13 protein-coding genes are annotated in these 18,167 nt (G+C 62.5%); 6 read left to right on the top strand and 7 right to left on the bottom strand.

Features of this window, described 5'->3' with window-relative positions; all coding sequences use genetic code 11:
• The first annotated feature begins 517 nt into the window (after nt 1–517).
• The 6 genes from QZ269_RS07895 (at nt 518) to pstB (ending at nt 8,523) form a co-directional block, all read left to right on the top strand.
• The gene (locus QZ269_RS07895) at nt 518–2,428 is read left to right on the top strand and encodes an ABC transporter ATP-binding protein (RefSeq protein ID WP_291426056.1); all 1,911 of its coding nucleotides are present in this window, start codon (nt 518–520) and stop codon (nt 2,426–2,428) included.
• Nucleotides 2,425–4,290 (top strand): ABC transporter ATP-binding protein, encoded by a 1,866-nt coding sequence (locus tag QZ269_RS07890; protein WP_291426054.1) that lies wholly within the window; start codon nt 2,425–2,427, stop codon nt 4,288–4,290. Before QZ269_RS07895 ends, QZ269_RS07890 begins: the two co-directional genes overlap by 4 nt.
• 249 nt (nt 4,291–4,539) lie before the next feature.
• Nucleotides 4,540–5,571, top strand: a complete 1,032-nt coding sequence (gene pstS, locus QZ269_RS07885; protein WP_291426052.1) for a phosphate ABC transporter substrate-binding protein PstS — start codon at nt 4,540–4,542, stop codon at nt 5,569–5,571.
• A 191-nt stretch (nt 5,572–5,762) separates the two neighbouring features.
• Complete coding sequence (gene pstC / locus QZ269_RS07880) at nt 5,763–6,767, top strand: phosphate ABC transporter permease subunit PstC (protein WP_291426050.1); 1,005 nt, start codon at nt 5,763–5,765, stop codon at nt 6,765–6,767.
• Between the two features lie 20 nt (nt 6,768–6,787).
• Nucleotides 6,788–7,684: a phosphate ABC transporter permease PstA gene (pstA, locus tag QZ269_RS07875; protein WP_291426048.1), complete on the top strand. Its 897-nt coding sequence runs from the start codon at nt 6,788–6,790 to the stop codon at nt 7,682–7,684.
• 74 nt (nt 7,685–7,758) lie between these two features.
• Nucleotides 7,759–8,523, top strand: a complete 765-nt coding sequence (pstB, locus tag QZ269_RS07870; protein ID WP_291426046.1) for a phosphate ABC transporter ATP-binding protein PstB — start codon at nt 7,759–7,761, stop codon at nt 8,521–8,523.
• Nucleotides 8,524–8,679: 156 nt separating this feature from the next.
• Here the strand turns inward: pstB and QZ269_RS07865 are convergent, their stop codons facing one another.
• The 7 genes from QZ269_RS07865 to QZ269_RS07835 form a co-directional block, all read right to left on the bottom strand.
• Nucleotides 8,680–9,465: a nitroreductase family protein gene (locus QZ269_RS07865; RefSeq protein ID WP_291426044.1), complete on the bottom strand. Its 786-nt coding sequence runs from the start codon at nt 9,463–9,465 to the stop codon at nt 8,680–8,682.
• 41 nt (nt 9,466–9,506) lie between these two features.
• Nucleotides 9,507–13,961 (bottom strand): SNF2-related protein, encoded by a 4,455-nt coding sequence (locus QZ269_RS07860; protein WP_291426042.1) that lies wholly within the window; start codon nt 13,959–13,961, stop codon nt 9,507–9,509.
• 334 nt (nt 13,962–14,295) lie between these two features.
• Complete coding sequence (locus tag QZ269_RS07855) at nt 14,296–15,327, bottom strand: ABC transporter ATP-binding protein (RefSeq protein WP_291426040.1); 1,032 nt, start codon at nt 15,325–15,327, stop codon at nt 14,296–14,298.
• Nucleotides 15,324–16,409 (bottom strand): ABC transporter ATP-binding protein, encoded by a 1,086-nt coding sequence (locus QZ269_RS07850; RefSeq protein ID WP_291426038.1) that lies wholly within the window; start codon nt 16,407–16,409, stop codon nt 15,324–15,326. Before QZ269_RS07850 ends, QZ269_RS07855 begins: the two co-directional genes overlap by 4 nt.
• A gap of 365 nt (nt 16,410–16,774) precedes the next feature.
• Nucleotides 16,775–17,005 (bottom strand): preprotein translocase subunit SecG, encoded by a 231-nt coding sequence (gene secG, locus QZ269_RS07845; protein WP_291426036.1) that lies wholly within the window; start codon nt 17,003–17,005, stop codon nt 16,775–16,777.
• A 97-nt stretch (nt 17,006–17,102) separates the two neighbouring features.
• Complete coding sequence (gene trmD / locus QZ269_RS07840; RefSeq protein ID WP_291426034.1) at nt 17,103–17,915, bottom strand: tRNA (guanosine(37)-N1)-methyltransferase TrmD; 813 nt, start codon at nt 17,913–17,915, stop codon at nt 17,103–17,105.
• A gap of 6 nt (nt 17,916–17,921) precedes the next feature.
• Nucleotides 17,922–18,167, bottom strand: a 246-nt coding sequence (locus QZ269_RS07835) for a PRC-barrel domain-containing protein (RefSeq protein ID WP_367272247.1), incomplete at its 5' end; no start/stop codon positions are given.

Raw genomic sequence — 18,167 nt, 5'->3', positions numbered from 1 at the left:
TGCTCCAGCGATTGTGCGCCTGATGAAGAGGGCAGCATGGATACTCCGACGATATGGGCCTCAGACAGCCTCTTAGATTTCGGGATGGCTCAAATTCCACATTAAAAAGACCCCTCACCCCTTACTTTGCAAGGCCCTTTTCCGTCGCAGAGGGTCAGAAAACCTTCTTCTACGGGAAGAGGGACGCGTAGAGTTGTACGGCAGAAGCAGCAGCGAGGCGCGAAAGGGTAATGCAGACTGCCAGCTGTTCCGTTAAACAATCTGCAAGGGCACCGACCAAGTTGCCAACTCCACGCCCTATACCCCTCTTTGCTTCTACTCGCTTTGCGGCGCAGCTTCATCAGTCGTTGGCGACACCACGCAGCCTTGCGGGAGGTCATTCACTGAGCCATGTGGCGCATTCGGCCCTGAACAATAAGGCGTATGCTGGCGCGCACATAGGCTTCAGTCCGGCGGCGCGGTGACCTTCCACATTCTTTCTTCAACTGGCCCTTTCCAGCCAAGCATGAGGTTTCCTTTGGACAGTTTCAACAGTTTGCTTCCTTATCTGCGGCTTCACCTGCGGCAGTACGTGATCGGCCTCAGTGCCATTGCGATCGCCAACGGGCTACAGCTTTTGCCGCCTTTTTTTATTCGCCGCATCATCGACGGTCTGACCGGAGCAGCCGACGGTAAGGCCAGCACCACCGGCATTGCCTTGCCGGACGCTGGGCTGTACGCGCTGGGGCTGGTCGCCGCGGCCATAGCGGCCGGGGGCTTTACCCTGCTGATGCGCCGCATGATCATCGTGGCTTCCCGGCAGACGGAATACGAAGTGCGGCGCGACATCTTTGCGCACCTTCAGACCCTCGACAAGAATTATTACGACCGCGCCAAAACCGGCGACCTGATGAACCGCCTCACGGGCGACCTGAGCGCCGTGCGCGAAATGCTGGGGTTCGGGGCCTGGCAGATCGTGAACATCATCTCGGGGTTCGCTACGGCGTTCGCGGTGATGTTCAGCCTGAGCTGGCAGCTGACCCTGATCGTGCTGGCGCTGATTCCGATCATTGTGGGCGTGCTGGCTTATCTGGCCCGGCTGATTAACGAGCGCCACAAGGCCGCCCAGGAGCAGAGCAGCCTGATCGCCGCCAAGGCCCAGGAGAACTTCAGCGGGGCGCGGGTGGTCAAGGGTTACGCCATCGAAGACCGCGAAATTGCCGACTACCGGGCCATGAATCTGGAACTGCTGCGCCGCAATATCGCCCTGACCAAAGTGGACGGGCCGCTGCGCTCGTTCGCCACGCTGCTGATCGGGCTGGCGTTCGGGATCATCCTGTATGTCGGGGGCCGCCTGATTCTGACCACGGGCAACCAGGAATTTACCACCGGGATGCTGGTGCAGTACATGATCATGCTGGGCCGCCTGTCGTGGCCGATGATGATGATCGGCTGGATCACCGGCGTGACGCAGCGCGGGCTGGCTTCTTGGGTGCGCCTGCGGGAGATGCTGGAAGCGCGTCCTAAAGTACACGACGAACCCGGCAGAACCGACCTGGGCATCAAGACTATTCACGGAGCTATTTCGTTTGAGCATGTGGGGCTGATTTACGGTCACACCACCGTGCTTAGCGACGTCAATCTGGAGGTGCCCGCCGGGACTTTTCTGGGGATCACCGGGCCGACCGGCAGCGGCAAAACGGTGCTGGCGCAGCTGATCATGCGCAGCATTGACCCGACTTCCGGCATAGTCAAAATCGACGGGCACGATCTGCGGGTCATTCCGCTGGCGACCCTGCGCGACAGCATCAGCGTGGTGCCGCAGGAGCCGTTTCTGTTCAGCGACACCATCGCTAATAACATCGGCTTTGGCCTGAACAATTCCGACCTGCCCGCCGTACCAACCGGAATCAGCGTGGTGGGACTACCCAACATGCCAGACATCCCGCAGCATCCCGACCCCGTGCGGGTGCAGCAGGCTGCGGCGCGGGCCGGACTGGCGGGCGATATCGAAGGGTTTCCGCAGGGGTACGACACCATGCTGGGCGAACGCGGCGTGACCCTCTCGGGCGGCCAGCGCCAGCGCACCGCCATTGCCCGCGCCATCGTGCGCGAACCGGCCATTCTTATCCTGGACGACAGCCTGAGCGCCGTGGACACCGAGACCGAGCGCAGCATCATCGACGGGGTGCGCGAGGTGGCCCGGGGCCGCACGGTCATTCTGATCGCCCACCGCGTCAGTACGCTGAGACACGCCGATCAGATCGTGGTGCTGGAAGAAGGCCACATCACCGAGCAGGGCAGCCACGACGAACTGCTGGCCCTGGGCGGCCATTACGCCGAGCTGGAGCGGTTGCAGCGGCTGGCGAGCGACCTGGACACCGACCCCGAGACCGAACACAGTACTGAAGACCCGCACCGCGCACCGGCGGCGGAGGTAAGCCGATGACCCAACCCGACGACGCCTTTTCCAAGGGGTTCGACCTGCAACTTACCGGGCGAATTCTGCGTTACTTAAAACCCTATAGGGGCCTAGCCTTAAGCGGCGTGGGCCTAGCGATGCTGACGGCCATGGTGCAGCCGCTGCCCGCCTACTTGCAGGGCTACGCCATCGACCACGCCCTGACGCCAGTGGTTAAGAACCCGAATGCCGACATCGCGCCGCTGCTGACGCTGCTGGGCTGGATTGCGCTGGGATACATCGTCTCGCAGATTCTTGAATTCGCACTGACTTATGTGTCCACGCTGACCATCGGGTATCTGGGACAAAACGTGCTGCGTGACATCCGGGCCGACGTGTTTACCAAGTTGCAGCGCCTGCAGCTGGCCTATTTCGACCAGAACCCGGTAGGCCGCCTGATTACCCGCGTGACCAGCGACGTGGACGCGATCAACCAGTTTATTACCGGCGGGCTGATTTCGATGATTACCAGCAGTTTTTTGATCATCGTGTATATGACCGTGATGCTCAACCGCAACTGGAAGCTGGCGCTGATTGCCTTCAGCGTGCTGCCAATCCTCTTTCTGGCCACCAATTTCTTTCGGGGCAAAATGCGCCTGGCTTACCGTGACACCCGGATTCAGCAGGCCACCGTGAATACGCAACTCAACGAGAACATCACCGGAATGCAGACGGTGCAGCTGTTCGGGCGCGAACGCCGCAGCGCCCTGGATTTCGACCATGCCAACCGGGCGCTGCTGAAGGCCAACGAGAACAGCGTCTACTGGTTTGCACTGTTCATGCCAACGGTCAACATCTTGGGCCAGATTTCGATTGCGCTGGTGCTGTATTTCGCCGCCAAGCAAATCCTGGGGGCCAGTGCCGTGGGAACAGGCGCCAGTGCCGCCGTGACAGTCGGCACGCTGTACGTTTTCGTGCAATGGACGCAGCAGCTGTTTGAGCCTATTCAGGATTTGTCGGACGTATTCAACAACCTGCAAGCGGCGATGGCCTCCAGTGAGCGCATTTTTGCCGTGCTAGACACGCCCGAAAAAATTGTCGACAAGCCTGGTGCCCAGCTGTTGAACGACTTCAGGGGGCAGGTCGATTTCGATCAGGTCTGGTTCGCCTACAACGAGGACGTAACCGCCCAGACGCCCGACACCGACAACCACTGGATTCTGCGCGGCTTCGACCTGCATATTCGACCCGGCGAGAGCGTGGCGCTCGTCGGCGCAACTGGAGCCGGAAAAACCAGTGTGACTGCCCTGGTGAGCCGCTTTTACGACGTGCAGCGCGGCGCAGTGCGGGTAGACGGCACCGACGTGCGCGACCTTAAGCAGCAGGACCTGCGCCGCCACGTCGGCCTGGTCTTGCAAGAGGTGTTTCTGTTCGCCGGAACCATCGAAAGCAACCTGACCCTAAACGACCCGGCCATTCCACATGAGCGGGTGGTCGAGGCGTGCCAGTACGTCGGCGTTCACGACTACATCATGTCGCTCGACCAGGGCTACCAGTCGGAAGTGCAGGAGCGCGGCGCGACCCTCAGCACCGGGCAAAAGCAGCTGCTGGCCTTTGCCCGCGCCCTCATTCAGAACCCGGACATCCTGCTGGTACTGGACGAAGCCACCGCCAACGTGGACACCGAAACCGAAATCCGTATTCAGGAGGCGCTCAAGAAAGTGATGCAGGGCCGCACCAGCATCATCATTGCCCACCGCCTGAGCACTATCGAGCACTGCGACCGGATTATCGTGATGCGTAAGGGCCGCATCGTGGAGCAGGGCAGCCACGCGCAGCTGCTCGCTCAGGGCGGCTACTACGCCAAACTGCACCGGCTGCAATACGCGCAGGGCGACGCCGCCGACTGAAGCCCTCAGTTCAACCGTTTGACCCGACACGTAGGGAGGCCCCACGGCTTCCCTGTTTTGACCTTCTGGCTCAGCCGCTGCGACGAGATTTTAAATGACCCAACTGGCCAAAGCGCTGGCAAATCCGAACTCCCCGGCAGCTTCCCGTTTCGGCTCACATAGTCCAACTGCCAGGTTCCCCCACGACTTGACACTCCCATGACATTTGGGTGACTTTTGCCTGACATTGTGACAGCAGACTACGCGCGTATGAAAAAGATTCTTCTCTTGGGCCTGGCCCTTGTTACTACCGCCACCACTGCTTCTGCCCAGACCACCCTGACCGGTGCGGGCGCGAGCTTCCCCTACCCCCTGTACTCCAAGATGTTCGACGAGTACAAGAAGGCCAACGGCGTCAGCGTCAACTACCAGTCGGTCGGCTCGGGCGCAGGCCAGAAGCAGATTCTGGAGCGCACCGTGGACTTCGCGGGCAGCGACACCGCCATGAGCGACGCGCAGATGAAAGACGCCCCCGGCAAGCTGCTGCACATCCCCACCGCCATCGGCGCCGTGGTGCCCAGCTACAACCTGCCTGGCGTCACCGCGACCCTCAAGTTCGACGGCCCCACCCTGGCGAACATCTACCTGGGCAAAATCAAGACCTGGAACGACCCCGCCATCGCCAAGCTGAACGCGGGCGTTACCCTGCCCCCTTTGCCCATCACGGTAGTTCGCCGCTCGGACGGCTCCGGCACAACCGGCGTGTTCACCGACTACCTGAGCAAAGTCAGCAGTGAGTGGAAGACCAAAGTCGGCAGCGCGACCAGCGTGAGCTGGCCTATAGGCACCGGCGCCAAGGGCAACGACGGCGTGGCTGGCGTGGTCAAGAGCACCCCCGGCGCACTGGGTTACGTGGAACTGGTGTACGCCAAGCAGAACAAACTGACCTTCGGCACCATGAAAAACCGCGCCGGTAAGTTCATCGTCGCTGACAACGTCCCCGCCTCGCTGGCCGCCAACGGTGTGGTTATTCCCGCCGACACCCGCGTCAGCCTGACCAACAGCGCCAACGCCGACGCCTACCCCATCGCCAGCTTCACCTACGTGATCTTCTACCAGGATCAGAAATACGCCAACCGTACCGAAGCTCAGGCGCAGGCGCTCCAGAAGCTGCTGAACTGGATGGTCACCTCGGGCCAGCAGTTCAACGAGCCGCTGGACTACGCTAAGCTCCCCGAAGGCGTAGCCAAGAAGGCCCAGACCATCATCAACACCATGACCTACGGTGGCAAGAAGCTGTAATACAAGTTGCTGTAGCAGCCCTTAAGCACTTCCACGGGGCGGCCTCCATTAGGGGCCGCCCGTTTTGTTGAAGGCAGCGGCTATTGGCCGTTAGACCGTATGGGTGCAGAACGTGATTTTTTTCCTGCCCTGACTTAAATCTGACGAAAAACTTGTGAACTGTGAGGCAATATGCGGAGGCCTAAACCAATATGATTGAACCCGTTAAACGACCAGCCGTGAACTCTTCACTTTCCAGTGCAAGTGACCGGGTCTTCGAGTACATCATCCTGGCGCTGGCCTCGATTATTGTTCTGGTCTTCTTGCTCAGTCTGTACCAGCTGGGCAAAGAGTCCTGGCCCGCGCTGCAAAAGTTCGGCCTCAGCTTCTTTACCAACCGCGAGTGGAACCCGGTGACCAGCAACTTCGGGGCCATTTCCATGATTACCGGCACGCTGATTACCAGTCTGGCGGCGCTGGCGATTAGTGTGCCGCTGGCGATTGCCAGTGCGCTGTTCGTGGCCGAGTACGCCCCCAAGTGGCTGGCCGACCCGGTGGGCTACCTCATCGAGCTGCTTGCCGCCGTGCCCAGCGTGGTGTACGGCCTGTTTGCCCTCTTCGTGATTGCCAAGGGCTTGTCGCACTGGCAACAGAGCTTCTTTACCTCGCCCGAAAAAATTGCGACCTACACCCACTGTAAAAGCCTCTGGGACGCCGGAACCACCAGCTTCCAGTGCTTTTTCGTGCCCATCTCCTTCGACGGGCGCGGCCTGGCGCTGGCCATTATTATCCTGACCATCATGATTTTGCCCTACACCGCTTCGGTGGCCCGCGACGTGATTCGTCTGGTGCCTGCCGACCAGCGCGAAGCGATGTACGCCCTGGGCGCGACCAAATGGGAAGTTATTTCCAAGGCGATTTTGCCCTACGCCCGCGCAGGCATCATGGGCGGTGTGATTCTGGCGCTGGGACGCGCCCTGGGTGAGACTCTGGCGGTAGCCATGGTCATCGGGGACAGTCAGGACTCCATCAAGAGCATCTTTAGCGGGGCCAGCACCATGGCCTCGGTCATCGCCAACCAGTTCGGCGACGCGCAGGAGCAGATTCACCGTTCAAGCGTAGTGACCCTGGGCTTTACCCTCTTTTTCCTGAGCGTGCTAGTCAACTACATCGCCCGTATCATTATCGCCCGCCTGACCCCCAAAGGAATTCAGTGATGAGTGCCGCCACTAAAGCTATGACTTCTTCGCGCGAAACCACCCTCTCGCCCGTCCGCAAAACCACCAACGCCGTCATGGGCGGCCTGATTCTCCTGGCGACCGTGGTGGTCGTGCTTCCCCTGATTCTGATCTTCCTGTATCTGCTGCGTGAGGGCTTCGCCTCCATGTTCAATCTGGACTTTTCCAAGGGCTTTGCCGGAGCGTTCCAGAACGCCAACCTCAACTTCTTTACCCACGTTCCGGCCCCCGAAGGCGAAAAGGGAGGTGGGATGCTTAACGCCATCCTGGGCACGCTGGAAATGCTGGCGCTGGCCTCGGTGATCGGCGTGGGCGTCGGCGTGGCAGGCGGCATTTTCCTGGCCGAGTACCCCAAGCACCCGCTGATGCCTACCATCCGGATGATCAGCGACGTGCTGGGCGGCATTCCGGCCATCGTGATGGGCCTGGTCGCCTACGGCCTAATGGTACTGACCATGGGCCACTTCAGCGGACTGGCCGGTGCGCTGGCGCTGGGCTTTCTGATGATTCCGATCGTGGTGCGCACCGCCGAGGAAGTGCTGAAGCTGGTGCCGCAGACCGTCCGTGAGGCTGGACTGGCGCTTGGGTTGCCCAAATGGCTGGTTATCATGAAAATCGTGCTGCCTGCCGCTGCGGGCGGAATTATCACCGGTATCATGCTGTCGCTGGCCCGCGTGGCCGGAGAAGCCGCGCCGCTGCTGTTCACCGCCTTCGGCAACAACCAGGTCAGCACTGACCCCCTGAAGCCCATGAGCGCCCTGCCGCTCGAAATTTTCCGTGGGGCCACCAGCGCCTACGACGAAAACCAGCGTCTGGCCAAAGCCGGGGCCCTGCTGCTGATCGCCATGATTTTTGTGACCAGCCTGCTGGCCCGCCGGTTCAGCCGCCTCAAATAAACCCAGGTAAGGCCCCCCTCAGGGCTGCTTTGCTTCCTGAACCACCGCCCCCACCTTCAAAGGAGACTCCCAACATGACCAATCCCTACCTGCTCAGCACCCAGGACGTCAACATCTACTACGGCGAAAAACGTGCCGTCAAAGATGTCCATCTGAATTTTGCCAGGGGCACGGTTAACGCCCTGATCGGGCCTTCGGGCTGTGGCAAGACCACCTTTTTGCGGGCCATCAACCGCATGCACGACCTAACGCCCGGTGCCCGCGTGACTGGCAAGATCGTTCTGGACGGCCAGGACATCTATGGCGCCGATATCGATCCGGTCAACATGCGTCGCCGCGTGGGAATGGTTTTCCAGAAGCCCAACCCGTTTCCGACCATGAGCGTATTCGACAACGTGGTCAGCGGCCTCAAGCTGGCGGGCGAACGCAACAACAGCCGCCTGCTGGAAGTAGCCGAGCGCAGCCTGCGGGGCGCGGCCCTGTGGGAAGAGGTCAAAGACCGCCTCAAGACCCCCGCCACCGGCCTGTCGGGCGGCCAGCAGCAGCGCCTGTGCATTGCCCGCGCCCTGGCCGTGGAACCTGAAATCCTGCTGATGGACGAGCCGACCAGCGCGCTTGACCCGGCCAGCACCGCCAAAATCGAAGACCTGATGGGCGAACTGAAAAAAGTGACTACCATCGTCATCGTGACCCACAACATGCACCAGGCGGCCCGCACCAGCGACACCACCAGCTTCTTTCTGACCGGCGACATGGTCGAACACGGCCCGACTGAGCAGCTTTTCCAGTCTCCCAAAGACGAGCGCACCGAGGCCTATGTTTCGGGCCGCTTCGGCTAAAGCCCTGATACCGACTCGCAGAGCGAGCAGAATAGAAAAGGGTTGCGGGCGTGAGGTTGTCCACCCAGCGAGTTAACGAAAACCGTACCCGAACAATAAAATCCGCCGCCAGTTTGCAGCTGGCGGCGGATTTTTGTTGAGCTGTAGCGGCAGGATTTATTTCGCGGGTGTCCCTGCGAGCATCCCCTGACGCTTGAGCAGTTCGACCAGCTTCGGCTCGCGGTGCTCCATACCGCCGTCTGCGGCAAAGTAGGCTCCGAGCAGCTTGCCCCAGTCGCCAGGCGTACCCGGACGGTCTGCAATCGGATTCATCAGGTCGATGCCCTCGGTCAGTTTGGCGTCGGTGGCAGCCCGGTACTCGTCAGTGTGAATGACCAGCGGGCGGGGCAGGCGGGGGCGGTAGGGCGTCTGCTCGGCTGATTTTCCGATGGTCAGGGCTGCAAAGGGCAGGACTTCTGGCGGCAGCTTCAGCGCTGTAGCAATCGGCTCCAGATTGTTCAGCACGCCGCCGATCCAGCAGCCCTGGTAGCCCAGCATTTCGGCGGCGGTCAGCAGGTTGGTTCCGGCCATCACCGCGTCCCCGATTCCAAAATGGACGCCCACTGCGGGCCAGTGCCCTGGCTGCCGCCCACTCACTTCCAATATTCGCTTGACCCGGTGGGCGTCCGCGCAGACCATAAACGCCTCGGAAGCCGTGGCGATATGCAGGTTGGTCGTCAATTCGGCCATCTGCTGGCGCACCTCGGGCGAGTCCAGCCAGATCAGGCTGTAAAGTTGCGCGGTGGCGTCGGTAGGCGCACGCTGGGCGGCGTGCAAAATCGCGTCAAGTTCATCGTCGGGCAGGCGCTGTGGGCTGCCACCCGGCTGCGTGACATACTGGCGCACGGTGCGGTGACCGTCGAAAAAAGCGCGAACCTGTTCAGGAGTCAAGTCTCGGTGCATAGGCACAGGCTAACAGTTTATTTTGCCCAGCACTATATATTTTAACGTAATAGCATCTGATGATCCGTATCCTCTTCTGGCGGCCCAACTTCGGCTTGCGGGGTTTCATCCTGAAGCGGGGCAAACAGGCGGTCGAGGTCATGCGCTGTGAGCTGCGTGGCGTCGCTGAGGCCACCATCCAGAATCCCGCGTGCCAGCGCCGCTTTACGGGCCTGCAATTCCAGAATCCGTTCCTCGACGCTGCCCGCCGCAATCAGTTTGTACACGAACACGGGTTTGTCCTGTCCGATGCGGTAGGCGCGGTCGGTCGCCTGATCCTCGGCAGCAGGGTTCCACCACGGGTCGTAGTGAATGACCGTGTCGGCTGCCGTCAGGTTCAGGCCCACGCCCCCCGCCTTGAGGGTAATCAGGAACACGTGCGTCTTGCCCGCCTGAAACTCGTCGATCTGTTTCTGGCGGTCTACGGTCTGACCAGTGATTTTGCTGTACGGAATGCCCTGTTTCCGCAGTGTGGTTTCGAGGTGCCCTAGCAGGGTGGCGAAGCCGCTGAACAGCAGGATGCGGCGGCCCTCTTCGACCATCTGCGGCAGGTTGCTTTCCAGCCAGTCGAGCTTGGCATTGCTGCGCACCTGTCGCGCAGCTTCCAGCTTGACCAGCCGGGGGTCGGTGACGGCCTGGCGCAGCTTGAGCAAGGCGTCCAGAATAGCAATGGTGCTGCGGGCCAGTCCCCGCGCCTGCAATTCCTCACGCACCCGGCTTTCCATCGTCACGCGCACCGTTTCGTAAAGGTCGCGCTGGTCACCTTCGAGGGTCACGCGCACCGGAATCTCGGTCTTGGGCGGCAGTTCGCGGGCCACGTCGCGTTTTTCACGCCGCAGAATGAAGGGCCGAACGCGGGCCGCGAGCGCTGCGCGGCGGCTGGCCTCTCCCCTTTTTTCGATGGGCGTGCGGTACAGTGCGCGGAAGGTTTTTTCGTCGTGCAGCAGCCCAGGCGACAAGAAGTTGAACTGCGACCACAACTCACCGAGGTGGTTTTCCAGGGGCGTACCCGTCAGGCACAGGCGGTGGCGGGCGTCCAAGCTACCCGCCGCCTTGGCCGCCGCCGTCTTGTTGTTCTTGATGTTCTGGGCCTCGTCCAGAATGACGTAATGAAAAGCGTACTCGCTGAGGTCTTCGAGGTCACGCGGCAGCAGCGGATAGGTGGTTAGTACGATATCCGCCGAGGGAATCTTGTGAAACTGCGCCTTGCGGTCCTTGCCATGCAGCAGCAGCAGCCTAAGCGTCGGCGCAAAGCGGGCCGCCTCGGCCTGCCAGTTGCCAATCACGGAAGTCGGGGCGATCACCAGACTGGGGCGGTCGGCACGGCCCTCATTTTTCTCGGTCAGCAGGTGGGCCAGCGTTTGCAGGGTGTTGTGCGTCACGATGTACTGTTCGGTGACATACAGGTGATCGGCTGCTGCCACCGAGATGCACTGGGCGGGTTTGTTTGCGACATATTCGATGCTGCGAATACCGCGCACCGGGGGATAGTGGCGCAAACGGCGGTAAGCCGCCAGTTTGTCAGGCAGGCGAAACGGGTCAAGGTCGGCGGGCAGCTTGAGGGTCACGCGCCAAGCCAGCTCCGTCTTTTGCTCACCCTGGTCAACATGGCTGGCCGACTTCTCGCGGCAGCGGGCGGTGCCTCCCATCGACTGCACCAGCTCGACGACCGCGCCCGCCAACGCCCGTGAGACACTCACGTATTCGACCATTCGCGCCGCGTGGCCGTCAGTGTCCAGCAGGCCCTGAAGCAGCGCCAGCCGTTGCGCGGGGGAGGCCAGCAGATACTCGGCAGGCACATATTTGTCGCGCTCACTCAGGCTGCATAGCCCCAGCTCCCGCAAACAGGTCGTGAGCGGGTTACGGTCACCCGGCCCGCTCGGGGACAGATGACTCGGGGACAGACGATGGACACCGACTTTGCTCATCAGGCGCGGGACATGGCTGGCGGCCACAGCCGCGGGGAGGGCCAGCGCCTGGGCCAGTTCGTCCTCGGTCGTGAGGTCGATACTGTGAAGCAGCGAGCCGTCGCCGAGCAGCGTGCCCAGCGTATAGGGATCGATAGGAAGGTCACGCTCGGCAAATTCCACCGGAGCCACCATGGGAAGGTAGTGCTTCAGATTTCCCGCCGCGTCGGTTAGGTCGGCCCGCAGCTGAGCGGTGGTCAGGAGCCGCTGCGGTTGGCCGCACCGCTTGCGCAGCGGGGTATTCACGGCCCAGAGGTGGTCGTCGTCCACTTCGACGCTGGCGCCGTCTGTCAGGGTCACGCGGTAGACCGGGCGCAGGCCCTGCGGAAAGACACCAGTGACCTGGGTAGGTCTACCATCACGCCCTATCACAAAATCTCCGACCTGCAATTCGCCCATTGTGCGCCAGCCCAGGGGGGTCAGCACGCCCGCGTCGAGCGGCTGGGCTTTTCCCAGGCCCATGTCGTCGGCCAGAATCCCGCCCATGTCGTACTCGCGCAGAAATTGCAGCCAGGCCAACCCCTGGAGCTGATAAGGCCGCAGGTCGGCATTCAGGCCCTGCGGCGGCGTGACTTCCTCGATGCCAGTGAAATGTTGCAGGCGGCGGCCCAGTTCCAGCAGGCGCTCGGCCCCGACCCAGCGGGCTTGTAGGGCGTGTTCCAATTGCGCCAGCCGCGCCGCGTCGAGCAGGGGCAAACGCAGCGGCCCCGGCGGCAGGTCACGCAGGTTGAGTTCGACCAGCACGCTGAGAATCGAGCGTACCCGGCCAGCAGGCAGCGGCACCCGGCGGCCATCGTCCAGCGTGGCAAAGATGGTTTCCTGGTCGTCCAGCGCGGCCAGGGCCTCGGGGGTAAACAATTCGGGCTGCCGGGCGATCAGGTCGGCCAGCACCGGGATTAGGCTGATGCGGTGGCCGTCGACCACAATGCCGAGGTCGAGGGTAAACCAGCCGCCCCCGTCATTTGTTTCGCCGTACCAGTCGCTGATCTCGGCAAAGTGCAAGGGGAAATCGGCGTGGACGACCACCCGGACGCCCGCCTGCTCGAGCGCCTCACGGCCCCCGTGCATAAAAGCCAGCCAGGATTCGTCATCGCCCTGAGTCAGCAGCGCAGCGAATTCATCAGGAATGCCGTATTCGGGAAACAACTCCTGAAGGGTGGCAAATCCGGCGGCGTTGACCTGCCGTTCAGCTTTGCGCTCGGCCTGGAGGTCGCGTGGCACCTGGGTCACCAGGTCACCCCGGTATACGGTCGCAGTCTGGGCGGCGTCTTGCCCCGCCAGCAACTGGGCCGGGTAAATCTCATGCCCGCCGTAAGCCACCCGGTACTCGGCCACCGGAAAGGTGATGACGCGGGTCTGCGGCGCCGCGCCCAGCAGATACTGCACGCTGGTAGTGCGGCTGAACAGGTGCAGCTGCGGGGTAAAGGGAAGTTTTTCCTCGTTGGCGTTCAGCGAACGCGGTACGGGCAGTGGCAGGCTGTTCTCAGTCAGCACCTTAGCCAGTACCTTGGCCTGCGTGGGCGTCAGCGTCGGCCCCGACAGGAAGCGGGCGGTGCGCTCGGGGGGGCCGGGCACCTCGACACGGGCCAGGGTCAACGCCTGCGGGTCCACGGCCCAGGGCCGGGCCAGCGGCAAGATGACCGCGCCCGGCAGCTCCGGCACAGCCAGCGTGGGCGACTGCCCGCCCGTCTCGTCGGTCTGCCAGTCGGGAACGCCCTGAACGGCCCGGCCACGGGTCAGCGGCGCCGCCGGACTCTGCCAACACAGGCGGCCCACATCGAGGAGGGTATCGAGCAGCAAGGCTGTGGCTGGGTGGTCGGTCAGGGCATACAGCTGATCTTCCCAGTGGCCGGGCACGTGAGCAGGCAGCGCGGCCACTTCGATCAGTTGCAGCGCGTCGGCGTCCTTCTGCACAAAGGCTGGGGCGGCGCCGACCTTCTTGGGCATGGGATACGGCTCGGCTCCGCCTGGGCTGGGAACCCCCGAGAGCAGCGGCAAACGCACCAGTTGCAGGCTGGCCCGCCGCACACTGGACGGGTTGCCACGCACGGTCAGGTTCTGCACACGCAGCACGAAGCGCAACTCGAACTGGCGGCCCCGCCCACCGCGCTGCGGCGCTTCAGACTCGAAGCCCGCCAGCCATTGCCGCAGCCGGGGATCCAGCGGTTCTGGGGACGAGGCCGCCAGTTGCGCCGCGCGGGTCTGCGGGCGGGGGGTGGTGGGCGGGTCGGTACACAGCACCAGCGCCGCCGCATGCCGACAGCGAAAGCGCCCGCAGGTGCAGCTCGATTCGAGCAGTTTCACGTCGGGGCCGCTGCTCAACTCGACCGCCGGGTGAAAGGTCTGATTGCCCTCGCTGACCACGCCGCTGGCCCGCCAGCCACGGTCTGTCCACTCACGGCGCACCTCGCTCACCGCCGAAGCCTTGAGCGCCAAGGCCTGCGCCGCCGCGTCAAGACCAAATCCTGGCGGCAGACGACTGAGTTTCATCGCCCCACTCATCGGTTCACCTGCGGGAGCCACTGTTGACCGGAAACAAACACATCCCGCAGTCTAGCGCGAATTTTCAGTTTCGGCGCGGTGAGGGCCACAAAAGGATGCAGAGCGCATTCCGGTCATGGAGTGGGCCGGTGGGCCAGCCAGAACTGCCCCCGGCAACCTGACCGGGGGCAAAGGGACTTAGAGCAGTTCTCCGAATGATGGGCACGTCGGAACAACACCGCCGCCCCCTTCATTCTCCGTCGTGCTCTTTCTTGTTCACTCGTTCCACTCGGCAAAAAGAGGGTCAAAAGAGCACCACCTTTTTGCAAAATGCTCCGAAGACTTACAAAATGTCGTCGCGGATGCACGCCTTGAAATGATCAGGCGAGACCTCGCGCAGTTCGGGCACGACGTTGGCGCAGTCGGCAATGGCGTAGGGGCAACGCGTGCGGAACACGCAGCCGCTTGGCGGGTTGATCGGGCTGGGAATGTCACCTTCCAGAATAATCCGCTGGCGCTTGATGGTCGGGTCGGGCACCGGGGCCGCCGAGAGCAGCGCCTCGGTATAGGGATGCTTGGGGCCGTGGTTCAGCTCGTAGCTGGGGGCGATTTCCATGATGCGGCCCAGGTACATCACGATCATGCGGTCGCAGATGTACTCGACGACGTGCAGGTCGTGGGCAATGAACAGCACCGTCAGGCCCAACTCTTCTTGAAGGTCCTGAATCAGATTGACCACTTGCGCCTGAATAGACACGTCCAGCGCCGAAACCGGTTCGTCAGCCACGATGAAGCTGGGGTCCACAGCCAGAGCGCGGGCAATCCCGATGCGCTGGCGCTGCCCGCCCGAGAACTCGTGGGGGTAACGGCCCATATGCTCGGGGCGCAGGCCAACGCGCTGAAGCAGTTCGGCCACGCGCTCGGTGCGGTCCTTACCGGGGTGCAGGTTGTGAATCTGCATGGCCTCGCTGATGATGTCCGAAACGGTCATGCGCGGGTTCAGGCTGGCAAAGGGGTCTTGAAAGATAATTTGCATCTCGCGGCGGTAATCGCGCATCTGGGCCTTGCTTAGCTTGGTGATGTCGGTTCCGTTGAAGATGACCTGCCCACCGGTCGGTTCGATCAGGCGCAGCAGGGCGCGGCCCGCCGTGGTCTTGCCAGAGCCGGATTCACCAACCAGCCCGACCACTTCACCGCGCCGAATCTTGAACGTCACGTCGTTGACGGCCTTGACGTTGCCGACTACCCGTGAGAGCAGCCCGCCACGGATCGGGAAGAATTTCTCTAGGTGCTGCACGTCAAGCAGCGTTTCGCCCATTGCCGCGATGGAGCTGCGGTCACGCCCAGCACCCGGATTCACGGGAGTAGCGGTCATGCGCGGGCCTCCGGCTGGGTACCTGCAAGTGGAGCGGGGCCAGGGCCAGCCCCCTGCACCTGATCGAATTCACGCCAGCGGATGCAGCGGGCCATGTGACCGCCCCCGGTGTCTTCAAGCGGCGGCACGGCCTGCGAGCATTCGGGAATGGCGAACTTGCAACGCGGCTCGAAGGAGCAGCCGGGCGGCAGGTTCAGCGGGTTGGGCACGTTGCCGGGAATGGCTTCGAGGCGCTGTTTGACTTGTCCGGGCACCGGGGCCTCGGTGCTGGGGCGCGGAATGCTGTTGAGCAGTCCCATGGTGTAGGGGTGGCGCGGAGCCTTGAAAATCTCGATCACGTCGCCTTCCTCGACCACGCGTCCGCCGTACATCACGACCACGCGGTCAGCCATTTCGGCCACCACGCCCAGGTTATGGGTGATGAACAGGATGCTCATGCCGATTTCCTTTTGCAGCTTACGCATCAGGTCCAGAATCTGCGCCTGAATGGTCACGTCGAGCGCAGTGGTCGGCTCGTCGGCAATCAATAGCGCCGGGTTGCACGACAGCGCCATGGCGATCATCACGCGCTGGCGCATCCCGCCCGACATCTGGTGCGGGAACTCGTTGACACGCTTCTCGGGCGCGGGAATCCCCACGAAGCGCAGCATGTCGGTGGCGACCTGCATGGCTTCTTTCTTGTTCTTGCCCTGGTGCAGCATCACGGCCTCGGCGATCTGGTCGCCCACGGTGTACACCGGGTTGAGGCTAGTCATCGGCTCCTGAAAGATCATGGCGATGTCGTTACCGCGAATCTTACGCATCTCGGCCTCGCTGACTTTCACGAGGTCTTTTTGCACGCCGTCGCTACCCGCGAACAGAATTTCACCGTCCGCGATTTTGCCCGGCGGCATAGGAATCAGGCGCATGACCGACAGACTGGTCACGCTTTTGCCCGACCCCGATTCGCCCACCACAGCGAGCGTTTCGCCCCGGTTGATGTGGAAGGTTACGCCGTCCACGCTCTTGACCACGCCGTCATCGGTGCTGAAGTAAGTCTTCAGGTTGTTGACGGCGAGGATTACCTCACCCTGATGGGTCATCTCTTCCCCTGGAAATGCATGTGGGTCATTATACCTCCCTGTGCCCGATATCTCCCCGTTCCTGTGGAGACAGCCCGCCCAGACTCACCCGAACGCCAGGTCAGCAAAGAGCACCAGAAGAGACAAAAACCCGTCCTGATGGACGAGTCTCCAGCCTACTCCGGGCGAATTTAACGGAGTGACTTAGTTTTAAGGGAGCGACTGAGTGCGTAGTGACCGGGACAGCGCCCGGCAAGCTCTTAGTTGGCGGGGGTAGAGTAGGTGAGGGTGAACCCCGACTGAAGGGAGAAGCCAAAGGTGGGCAGGGAAAGTGCGGATTCGCTGGGTACTTTTCCCAGATAACCGGGCCTGTACCCGGCAGCCCCCTACTTGGAAATCAGGCTGATCAGGAAGGCGAGGAGCATGAACAGCCCGCCCAGCACGCTGCTGATGCGGACCAGACCGCCCTCAACGCCGCGCCCGCCTAGTAGCGACCCGCCGGAAGCCACGCTAGCTGAGAGCCCCGCCTGTTTAGGCGTTTGCAACAGCACAAAAAAGACCAGACCCACGCACACAAGCGCGTACAACACCAGAAACACAGTCAGGATTGGATTCATAGAGGACCTCGGAAGTCTCGGGCTGTCCGGCGCCGACATCAGCTGCGGGACAGTGGACCATAACGCCGCAGTATACAGCGGAAAACTTCCAGCGGTCTTACCCGGAGTCGGCAGGGACAGCGACCGGCGAACGCCTGCGCTTACGTTTCGGGGCCGGGGGCGGCGGGGCCTGCCAGCGCTCCAGATCGGCGGCGCTGGCTCCTAGTTCGGTCAAGGTGGCGCTGTCCTGCGGGGAGAGTTCGGCGCTCAGCAGCAGGTCAGGGCGGCGCTCAAGGGTGCGGCTCAGCGCCTCGCGTCTGCGCCAGCGGGCAATCAGGCCGTGGTTCCCGCTCAGCAGCACTTCGGGTACCGGCTGGCCTTCCCACTCGGCGGGGCGGGTGTATTCGGGATAATCGAGCAGCCCGCTGGAAAAGGAGTCGGCGCGGTGCGATTCCTCGTCGCCTAACACGCCGGGCACCAGACGCGAAACGGCTTCAAGCACGCACGCCGCCGCCGCCTCGCCGCCCATCATCACGAAGTCGCCGATGCTTAGTTCACGTGTCACCAGCGACTCGGTGCGGGCATCGAAGCCCTCGTAGCGTCCACACAGGAACACCAGATGCTCGCGGGTGGCAAGTTCCTCGGCCAGCGCCTGGGTAAAAGGCTGTCCGGCTGGGCTGAACAGAATAACCTCGCTTGCCGGGGGCACGCTTGCCAGCGCCCGCTGCGCCACGTCTACCCGGATGAGCATACCCGCGCCGCCGCCGTAGGGCGTGTCGTCGACCTTGTGGTGCCGGTTGGCCGCGAAATCGCGCAGGTCGACCAGTTGCACGTCGATCAGGCCGCGCTCACGGGCCTTGCCGACAAGCGCTTCCCCGGCAAAAGGGCGCAGTAGTTCGGGAAACAGGGTCAAGAAGGTCAGTCGCAACATCTGGCCTTAGTCCTCCGTGGGTTCCAACGGCTCTGCCCCCACATCTTCACCCTCGTCCAGCAGGCCCGCCGGAGCATCGGCTGTGAGCAAGATACGCTGGGGCTTACGCGCAGGCGGCTCGACCAGCACGTAGGGAGCCTGCAAGGGAACATACGCTTCGTGTGACGGTGTCTCGACCAGCAGCAGGTCTTGGTGGCCCATGTCCAGCACATCCTTGACGCGCCCCAGCTCCTCACCCGCTTCGTTGAGCAC

Source organism: Deinococcus sp. (genome assembly GCF_018260405.1).
In the GTDB taxonomy this organism is placed as follows: domain Bacteria; phylum Deinococcota; class Deinococci; order Deinococcales; family Deinococcaceae; genus Deinococcus.
This window is presented reverse-complemented; position numbering and strand designations above follow the sequence as displayed.